6 protein-coding genes and 2 pseudogenes are annotated in these 8,170 nt (G+C 56.8%); all 8 read right to left on the minus strand.

The window, feature by feature from the left end; genetic code table 11:
- Positions 1 to 255: 255 nt before the first annotated feature.
- Positions 256 to 615, minus strand: coding sequence for a hypothetical protein (locus tag AVMA1855_RS26140; RefSeq protein WP_284427951.1), 360 nt, complete (start codon positions 613 to 615; stop codon positions 256 to 258).
- Positions 616 to 823: 208 nt separating this feature from the next.
- A complete protein-coding gene (imm45, locus tag AVMA1855_RS26145; RefSeq protein ID WP_284427952.1) occupies positions 824 to 1,156 on the minus strand; it encodes an Imm45 family immunity protein in 333 nt (110 codons plus the stop codon).
- Positions 1,157 to 1,419: 263 nt separating this feature from the next.
- Positions 1,420 to 1,887: a hypothetical protein gene (locus AVMA1855_RS26150; RefSeq protein WP_284427953.1), complete on the minus strand. Its 468-nt coding sequence runs from the start codon at positions 1,885 to 1,887 to the stop codon at positions 1,420 to 1,422.
- An 11-nt stretch (positions 1,888 to 1,898) separates the two neighbouring features.
- Positions 1,899 to 2,930, minus strand: a complete 1,032-nt coding sequence (locus AVMA1855_RS26735) for an RHS repeat-associated core domain-containing protein (protein ID WP_502870389.1) — start codon at positions 2,928 to 2,930, stop codon at positions 1,899 to 1,901.
- Positions 2,931 to 2,999: 69 nt separating this feature from the next.
- Positions 3,000 to 3,290: pseudogene (locus AVMA1855_RS26740) on the minus strand (hypothetical protein); the annotation flags it as partial.
- Between the two features lie 2,301 nt (positions 3,291 to 5,591).
- Positions 5,592 to 6,608 (minus strand): annotated as a pseudogene (locus AVMA1855_RS26745) (DUF6531 domain-containing protein); the annotation flags it as partial.
- A gap of 82 nt (positions 6,609 to 6,690) precedes the next feature.
- Positions 6,691 to 7,122 carry a DcrB-related protein gene (locus AVMA1855_RS26160; protein ID WP_284407227.1) on the minus strand — a complete coding sequence of 144 codons (432 nt, stop codon included), beginning with the start codon at positions 7,120 to 7,122 and terminating at the stop codon, positions 6,691 to 6,693.
- A gap of 56 nt (positions 7,123 to 7,178) precedes the next feature.
- The coding region (locus AVMA1855_RS26165) for a DUF2345 domain-containing protein (RefSeq protein WP_284427955.1) at positions 7,179 to 8,170 on the minus strand (992 nt) is incomplete at its 5' end.

The raw sequence follows: 8,170 nt of genomic DNA on the forward strand, positions 1-8,170 counted from the left end.
GGGCCTGCAAGGCCCCTCATGCACCCAGGCGCAGACCGCTGCTGGGCCTCATCACGCTCAAACGGCTGCTGGCGCCCACTCATTCCTGTTCGGATTCGTCAAACATGGGGTTGTGAGAGGCTCCCGTTGGTGTCAGTCGATGGTGGGGCTTTGGCCCAACCGGTCGGTGGCTTGCACGCGGTGGCTCAGGCGGTGATTGTCGAAGTTTGATAAGTCTATCCAGGTTGCGTGCATTACTTGTTTGATTTACAGCCTCTAACTTTCAAAGCAATTTTTATAAACAGTACAGCCTTGGAAAATTAAATACTTTACGGGTAGGCACAAGGAGAAATTCGACCCCTCCTGTTTTATAAAAAATCCGCCACCCTCTGGAATCATAGAGCTTTTTGCAAAATCAAAATCAATTTGATTTTTCAGAACGACATCTCCGTGTGTCTTGCCCAACAGCTCAGCAACAATTACATTGTAATCAACACCCCACACACCCCATTTTTCAACCTCTATTGCAGGTCTATTTTTAACATGCAAGCTGACCGTCACCCGCCCCCCAACATCAAAACCAAGTTGTCCATAAAAAACTTCTCCAAAATCTCCTTCTGGGAAAAGTTTTTTCAAAAAATCATTCCTATCTATATATTCAATCATAAGTGCAAGGAGATCTTATACAGCCACAAAATTCAAGCAGAACCTCAATTTATGAATTTTCATTGAATTATCCTTTGTAAAAAATCTTCTCGCCAGCTGCTTTATTGCATGCTACCTACTGACGACACCTGATTGCCGCTTAAGTCCTCAGGCAGCAAGCCCTCCATGAGCAATAATTTTAATCGACGCTTTTTGGAGGTTTATTTTCAATAACAAAAACCTCATTCAAGGGGCACTCAAAATACCCCCATTTTTGCCAATTAGCCGTCAACCACCCTAAATCAACAGCATATCCATCATTTCCAGAAGGCAGAGACTCCAGAGGGAGCACAGCATAAGTAATTCCAGCCTTATACCCGGAAGAGACCATTAAATAATAGTTGCCATCAGCTTTATTAAAACACTCTACAACCATAAAATCCACAAAATCCTCATAAGGACTCTTCCCGGTGCATCTCAAAATTGTGCCGCGGGACAAATTCCCAGAATAGTCAATTAACTTGATAGCCATACAACTCCATTATTAACATTTTAAATTGTGCTTTCCAGAGCTATCTGCGGGCTTTGTTTTTCCCGTCAATTAAAATCATCCATATGACGACCTTTACTATCCGTATGCTCTATTCGTCCATGCTGGGTGTCCGCAGCCCTTAGATCTCCTGAGGCCGTTCTATATACTGCATGCGTCATCCGGTGCTGCGCGTCGTACCGGAAGTGCTGCTCGTTATGTGCACCGATCTATTATATAAAATTTATCTTGACATAGATCACTCATTAACTCTCGAAGAATTTAAAATCACAATCGTAAAATTTTATGAATATCCGCCCATCGGACAATGCGATCTCATGATTCAATAAACCATCTTCGCCAACTGTGACCTCATCTATTAACCATTCACCATGAGTACTGTCACCCAAAGGCCAATTGGTTTTTCTTTTTCTCACAAGATATGATTGAACGCCATAGTAAAAAATTTCAGTCCGACCTCCATACGAACCTTCCAATTCGATAGTCAAGCCAACTTCAGGCGAGTCATTTTTCAAAAATTCTCTTGCGGTTATGCTAATTATTTTTGCATCATGAGGACACTTCTCATCACGATGATCATAATGCCAATCAGCGGAGGCAAAAGCATATGCTTTTACAGGAAACTTATCCTTATAATTCTCTAGATACTTTTCATAACCGCTACTATCTAAATAATAGCCGGATTTCGTAACCTCACATTTAACTATTTTCACTTCATTGATCCTTAGCAACCTGGCTTTTGAGGAACTCCGGAGTTACCGCCTGCGCGGATCTTCTCTGTATACTCTCTGACAGCACGTCTACTACCAGGTGTTCCCTTTGCCGGCAATCCACCATTTTTCCTCAATTCATCCACATTAATTCCATTCAAAGCATTAAATACTTTTTCCGGTATGACGACCTGATTTCCCTTTGTGCCGTGCTTATTGAAGAATCCATCTGGCCCATACACACCCACTTCCTTTCCATTAGGTGCATAAACATGAGTTTCGAAAGAGGTTCCAGATGAAGTATTAAATCTATCTGTCCTGCCTCTATAGCCGTCAGGTAGCGATATCGGAGCTTTTGTATTCGGCGCCAGCCCCCAAGGATCAACCCAAGCAATCGGATTCGGCGCATATTGATGCAGGTTCATTCCACCCGCTAACCCAATCGGGTCTGGCGTCGTGAACGCTCCCACCTCCGGCTCGTAATACCTGAATGTGTTGTAGTGCAACCCCGTCTCGCGATCCAGGTACTGCCCCTGCATCCGAAGGTTCTGCGGTGCTACCGCTTGCCCGCCAGCAACAGCCTGCCCCATCGGGCGTCCCACATCGTCAAAGGCCTGCCAGCTTTCGCTGACGGCACTTCCCCAGGTTTTGTATTGCGCCCGCCAGACCAGATTGCCCCGGTTATCGCTCAACTCCTCTGGCAGTCCGTTGGGCTGGTTGTGGAAGTAGTACACCTGCGCATTGGGCACGGCTGCGTTGCGGCTGAAACTCGGCTCCGGTATCTGGGAGTGAGATTTGCCGCCCTCATTCGCGTCGTTGGCCGCAACCACGTTGAACCGGTCTTCCCAATCCGGATTCGTCATGGGAACGGACCGCGTCTTACCCTCCTTCGCATCGGCACCGAAGGCATGCTGCGCCGCTGGGTGGGGTTCGATCTGCCCCGCGCCATCGATGCGCGCCAGGGGACTGTAGCTTTCAGGTTCGTACAGGTATGTGCTGGTGTTTTCACCCCGGCGCTCCTGCAAGAGCCGCATGCCCTCCCACATGAACAGCGTGGCACCGAAGTCATCTGATTTCGCAATGCGCCGTCCCAGCGCGTCATAGTGGTAGCAGAACACTTGCCGCACAGGCTCACCATTGCCTCCTGCTCGCACCACTGCTGCATGCGTCATCCGGTGCTGCGCGTCGTACCGGAAGTGCTGCTCGGTATGTGAACCGATCCGCTTGCGGATCAGCCGGCCGAAACCGTCGTAGTCGTAGCGCTTGTCCTCCAGAACCTTCACCCGGTTGTCGCGCACCCAGCCACGTCCCTGCGTCGCGAGTGCGCCGGCTTCCAGGGCGTTGATCCGGTTGCCTGCCGGGTCGAAATGGAATGATTCGTTGAGTTGCGGATGTCCAATGTGCTGCGCACTGGTAACGCGGCCACTCGCGTCATAAAGGTAGCGGGTCTGCCCATTGCGGCTGTGGTGAAGGCTTTGCAGTTCGCCGTTGCGGTCGTAGTCGTAGCGCTTGAGCAGGGTGTCATCCAGGCCCGGCTGCTGCAGCCGCGCGTTCCACTCGGCGCTTTGCGGGCTCCACTGGCCAGTGCCATTGCCGACCCGGAGCATGGCCGGGCGTACCCAGGCCGCGCTTCTACGGCCTGCACCGTCATAAGCGAACCGGCTGGCCAACCGCCCCTGCGTGCGCAGCACTTCGCGGTGCAGATCGTCACGCTCAAAATCCGCCACGACGGCGCCGTCCAGGTTGATCTGGTGCAAATGCCCGCTGCCGTAGTGAAGGTGGTTGATGGTGCGTCCATCGGGCAGCACTATGGCGATGCGATTGCCCAGCGCGTCGTATTGGTAGCGCACGGTGCTGCTGTGCGGAGCGCCGGGCACCACAGGGTGCACCGCCGTTTCTTGCAGCAATTGGCCCGCCTTGTCGTACTGCCATGCATGGCGAGACAGCAACTGACCCTCTGCGGTTTTCTCTTCCGCCTGCACCAGTTCCCCGGTTGGGCTGTAGGTGTATGCGGTTTGCATCTGCACCTCTGGCTGTTCGGTTTCAGCACTCAGTGATGCCACCTTCTTTTTCACCAGTTGGCCGCCTGCGTCACGCACCAGACGGGTGCGAACCGGTTGTATCGGAGCATGGCCCGGCACTTCGTCACCCCCGCCGGGCATGGGATATTCCGTCACCCCCACCACCTGACCAGCGGCGTCGCGCTCGAGAACCTGCCGCGTGCCGTCGATGCGGGTTTCGCTGACGAGCCGGTCAGCGGCGTCGTAGGCGAACTGGTAAGCCTGTCGGTTTTCGTTGATTAGAACGGCCAACCGGTGGGCTGCGTCGTAGCCCAGTTGGATGTTGCTGTGCTGCGATCCCACGGTGCGGGTGCGACCGATCAACTGGCCGCGGGCGTTGTAGCTGTAGCTCGTGCCATGCCCCATCGCGTCGGTGGCGATGACGCACTGGCCCGCCGCGTTGTATTGGTATTGGTAGGAGCTGCCATCAGGCCGCGTGATGCGCAGCAGACGGCCTTTGGCATCGTGTTCAGTGCGGGTCGATTGCCCCAGCGCATCCGCTTCCGTCAGCGGATGGCCGCGGCGGTCATAGGTGAAGCGGGTGGTCTTGCCCGAGCAATCGGTGTAGGCCGTCAGCAGGCCTCGGGCGTCCCAAGCCAGCCTTTTGCGCCCTCCGTGTGCGTCGGTGATGACCAGCGGCAGGCCGCGCTCATCGTTGGCATAGGTGGTCTGCTGCCCCAGAGGGTCGGTTTCTCCGAGCAGGTTGCCGTAGTCGTCGTAGCGGTATTTCCAGGCGGCGCCTGCAGCATCGATGCTCGACTGCAGCAGGCAGGCCGGGGCCGGGGTCCACCGCATGCGCTGGATACGGCCCAGAGGGTCGGTCTCAGCGGTGACGTTACCGGCGTCGTCATAGGTCCACGTCGTCGTTCGGCCCAATGGATCGGTGTGCTGCAAGAGCTGCTTGGTGTCGCTCCATGCCTGGGTCCAGACACGGCCCAGGGTGTCGGTGTAAGAGACGATCTCGTGATCGGCATTCCAGGTCCAATGCTGGGTTCGGCCCTGAGCATCGGTCACGCCGGTGGTCTGCTTGGCTAGGTCATACGCGAACTGGTATCGCTCGCCATCGTCGGTCCAGTGCTGCACCACTCGAAGGTGCGGGCCCTTGCGCTCGCCCAGCGCCGCATCGAACCGCTCCCACGCATAGTGGCAGACCAAACCCGTAGGCAGCCTGTGGCTGATCATGTGGCCCTGGTCGTAGGCAAAGCGCCGGACGACTTCCCCGTTACGGTCGATCACCTGCGCGAGTTGGGAATGGCCGGCATCTTGTTGATGCTGGTAACGCACGAGCACTTCCGGTGTCTCGTCTTCCGAGCCGATACGCAGCACGATCTGCCGCAGACGGCGGCTGGCCTCCGCATATTCGAACTCCAGCAGCCGGCCCGTGCTGTCCGCCACATGGGTAAGCCGGTAGTCCGCGTCGTAGCGCAGGGCATGGAAATTGCCGTTTCGGTCCTCGATGCGCCGCAACTGCAGCACGCCCTGGCCTCTTGTCCCGCCCGGTACGGCATCTTCAGGTGCACCGAACCACTGGTATTGACCATCGCCGGTCACCGCAAAGTAATCACCACCCTCGCTACGGAAAACGCCGAAACCTTCCGCCACGCTGAAATAGCCCTCGCCGTGCGCCGGAGCGGCAAAAGTGACATCGCGCCCGTCCATATCGAAATAAGTGACCGTCGGCTCTCCCTGCGCATTGATGCCCAGGTGCAGTTGCACACAGTAAGGGGTGCTCCAGCCTTGGCCGAATGGGCCTTGCGTGCGCAGGTCCAGGCTGTTGTAGGTACGCTGCCAGACAATGGGCAGCACGCCTGGCAACACGAAATCCAGGTCATTGCCACCCGACAGCAGCTTGGCCCCGGTCGCGATGTGCACCGGATTGCCCAAAATGGCGGGCAGCGTCATGGCCGCAGAGCCTGCAGCCTGTGCAGCCTTCAGCAGACAGTTGATGTCCTTCAGGACGGCCCTCGGATTCTTCGCCATCCTCCAGAGACACTTGGCGTTCTTATAGAAACGGCGAGCTTCGAGCACGAAAAGTGCCGCACGCAGGGCGAACGACACTTCGTCATCGTAGTCCCGTACGGTTTCCGGCTCGCCGCCGATGAACACGTTGGCGGACCCTTCATGGATCGACGCTCCGCAAATTACCTTGTCACCTTTGCGCGCGGCCAGCGCGTCGTTGATGATGGTTTGCTTGGGACCCTGGGCCGCTCCTTGTGCAATCAGATTGACGGGTTTGATGGTGTGCTTGCCACATTCGACCTCATCCAGCGGCACCTCATCGGTCGCCCGAGCGGCTCCCTTGCCATTGATGATCACGTCCTGAGAGGCCGTCAGGATCTTGCCGGTGACCTCCCAACTCTCGGGAACGATCGCATCTGCAATCTTTTCGCCAATGGCTCCACCCACCATGCTGACTGCCACCGAAGCCAGCGCACCGGTGGCCACCACAGCGCCCACCAGAATGGGCGCAGCCAGCCCACCACTGACCACCGTGCCAACAGCGGCAACACCGGCCGCCACACCCGCCGCAATGGTGCCGGCGCAGACAGCACCCAGAATGGCAGCACCTGCAGCGATGCCCACCACTTTCGCCAGCAGTCGAGAATTGGCATTGCTGTGCGCGATCGGATCGTGGAGACGGGCAGCTTGCGGAAATTGGCTCATGGATGGTTTGGCAAAAGGCGATTTGCACGGTGCGCATTGGCACGGGAATGCAAGGCAACGGATGCCCTGCCCAACAGCAGGCTCAATCGCGTGGCTGGAAGCTGGCGCAGATGGTTTTCCAACGCTGCATTTGCGTGTCGGTGATAGGCGCCACCGATGCGGCCGTCAACACCAGCACCCGGACTTTGTCCGGCAGCAGCCACGAGCGCTGGCGCTGATAAACCCATTGGCCGTTTTGCTTGAACTTCTGCGAAACCTCCAGCCCGATGAGTTCATCCTGAGCTGCAGATTTCTGCTCGTGCCTCTCCGTGACTTCGAAATCTTTCACCTGCAAAGTCACGGACTTGATCTGGCGCTCCATGAACGCGCCATAACTCTCGCCAGCATCAAGGCGGTCGCGCGTCACTATCAAGCTCAGGTCCAGCCCGCTCGTGCCCGTCATCAGCATGTTCATGCTGTTGTCCTGAAGGCCTGCGGGCAATTCGAACGTGCCCTCTTGGATATGAAACTGCATTCCGTGCTTTCGGTTTTATGGGGGAAAAGCGATCGATCGGCGGGCGGCGTTCCGCCTTACTCACCGGATGAGCAATTGAGTTGAATGGGCGCGCCGTGCACGTCCAATAGTTCAGAAAGATCGATCAGACCGTTCTTGCCCTTGATGACGACCACGCCCTGATCGGTCAGCTTGATCGACGCATGGCCCTCGCCTTCGCCAATGGTCAGGGTGATGCTTTCCCCGGCCTGCAGACGGATGTGCTTGGCGGCCTTGATAAGCACGGAGTCGCTCGTCGCCTGCACGTTGACGTTCTGGTTCCCGATCACGGTAGCCGTGTCGGCTTTGGAGGCCAAGGTGATGTTGTGCTGCGCGGTGAGGTTCATGTTGCCCGTCTGGGCTTCCGACGCCACATCGCCCTGCGCCACGGTGTTGCGCTGGCCGCCTTCGGACACGTGGGTCAGCATGCCGCTCTTGGCCAGTTGCGTGAGCTGTGCACCGCTGGACACCGTGATGTGCTCTTTGGCATGCATGGACGCGCTTTGCCCCGAGCTGATGACAATGGGCTTGGGACTGATCATCGAATGCCCTTCAGGGCTCACGATCGACACGATCGGCTTGGTGATGTCCTTTGACAGTTCACGCAGGGCCTGTGCCTGCGGCATTGCCGGGTCGGTGTTGGAAGGCAGTAGCATTTCAGGACCACCACCACCGCCGCCGTCGCCGTCGCCACCCGATCCGCCGCTGAACGCGGACAGCGCCGCTGAGGCCTTGGACAGCGTGGCGACTGCCGCTTTGCCCCCGGTCATGGCGGCAATGCCTGCGCTCAGTTCCATCATGTGCGAGGTCTTGAGCCCATTGATGGCGCCAATGGCGCTGTTCATTGCGTTGACCGCTTGGCCGGCTTCCTCCATCAACGCCGCAGTCCCCGCCAGCCCATCTCCCAGCTGATCGAACCCATCCGGGTTGTTGCTCGCCACCTTGGAGGTGAAGTCCTGCGGATACGTGGTGATCAGCAGGCCCTTGTCCGCCCGGATCGACCCCCACAGGTCCGTGCGCAGCTCGAACC

The organism is Acidovorax sp. SUPP1855 (assembly GCF_030158955.1).
GTDB lineage: Bacteria > Pseudomonadota > Gammaproteobacteria > Burkholderiales > Burkholderiaceae_C > Paracidovorax.

Bases quoted from the DNA above. Each gene is read 5' to 3' on its own strand.
- imm45 (WP_284427952.1), bottom strand. From the start codon at position 1,156: ATGGCTATCAAGTTAATTGACTATTCTGGGAATTTGTCCCGCGGCACA.
- AVMA1855_RS26735 (WP_502870389.1), bottom strand. From the start codon at position 2,930: ATGTGGGAGGGCATGCGGCTCTTGCAGGAGCGCCGGGGTGAAAACACC.
- AVMA1855_RS26160 (WP_284407227.1), bottom strand. From the start codon at position 7,122: ATGCAGTTTCATATCCAAGAGGGCACGTTCGAATTGCCCGCAGGCCTT.